Below are 1,225 nucleotides of genomic sequence, written 5' to 3' on the forward strand. Positions count from 1 at the left end.
TCGATGGGGTGGCCGGTGGTGTGGAGTTGCGCGAGGGTGGTGAGCAGGCTGTCGGGTTCAGGTGTCCGGGGGCGCAAGGTGGGCAGGATGGTGGGCTGGGGCGTGGTGGTGTCGGCGTGGATATCGGTGGTCAGGGAGGTGAGTGTGGGGTCTGGGCCGAGTTCGAGGTAGGTGGTGGTGTGGTTGGCGGTGAGGGTGTTGATTGCGTCGAGGTAGCGGACAGGGCGGTGGATGTGGTCTACCCAGTAGTCCGGTGTGGTGATGTGGTGCGGATCGGCGAGCGTGCCCGTGAGTGTGGAGACGATGGGGATGGTGGGGGAGTGGTAGGTGAGAGTGGCGGCGACAGCGCGGAACGGGTCCAGTACCGGGCGCATGTGTGGAGAGTGGAATGCGTGGCTCACCGTCAGTACGCGGGTCTTGCGGCCTTGGCCGCGGAAGTGATCGGCCAGGGTGTGGGCGAGTGTGGCCTCGCCGGAGATGACGGTGTTGGTTGGACTGTTGACCGCGGCGACGGCCAGGTGGTCACCGGTGGGGTCCAAAGACTGCAGTGCAGTGGTGATTTCGTCGGCTGTGGCGGCGATGGCGATCATGGCGCCGCCGGGCACGGCGTGCTGGTGCATGAGGCGTGCACGAGCGGCGACCAGGGTCGCGGCGTCGTCGAGGCTGAGGATGGCGGCAACATGAGCGACGGCGAGTTCCCCGATGGAGTGTCCGGCAAGGTGAGCGGGGATGGGGCCGAGGCTGGTGAGCAGCCGATAGAGGGCAACATGCAGGGCGAACAGCGCGGGTTGGGTATAGCGGGTGTCGTTGAGAAGTCGGGCGTGGTCGGTGTCGGGGGAGGCGAATAGGAGATCACGCAGAGGCTTGTCCAGGTGCGGGTCCAACGCGGCGCAGGCGTCATCGAGTGCGGCAGCAAATGTCGGATAGGCGTGATAGAGCTCGACACCCATGCGGGGGTGTTGAGCTCCTTGCCCGGAGAACAGCATGGCCAGCGTGGGGGTGGTGGTAGCGATGCCGGTGTGTAGCTGTGGGTGTGGGCGGCCTGCGGTGAGAGCGGCCAAAGCGGCGCGTCGGTCCGCGTTTGTGGCGGCTGTGATTACCGCGCGGTGGTGGAAATGGTGGCGGCTGACGGTGAGGGTGTGGGCGATGTGGGTGGGGTGTTGGTGGGGGTGTTGGTCGAGGTGTGTGAGTAGGTGGGTGGCGTGGTCGGCGAGTGCTTGTGGGG

The 1,225-nt window shown here is 66.5% G+C and carries 1 protein-coding gene; it reads right to left on the reverse strand.

Translation table 11 applies throughout. From position 1 onward, the window contains the following. Positions 1-950, reverse strand: a 950-nt coding sequence (locus tag ABZV58_RS34555) for an acyltransferase domain-containing protein (RefSeq protein WP_355004400.1), incomplete at its 3' end; no start/stop codon positions are given. Between the last annotated feature and the right edge of the window lie 275 nt (positions 951-1,225).

Source organism: Nocardia sp. NPDC004654, assembly GCF_040609595.1.
Lineage (GTDB): Bacteria > Actinomycetota > Actinomycetes > Mycobacteriales > Mycobacteriaceae > Nocardia.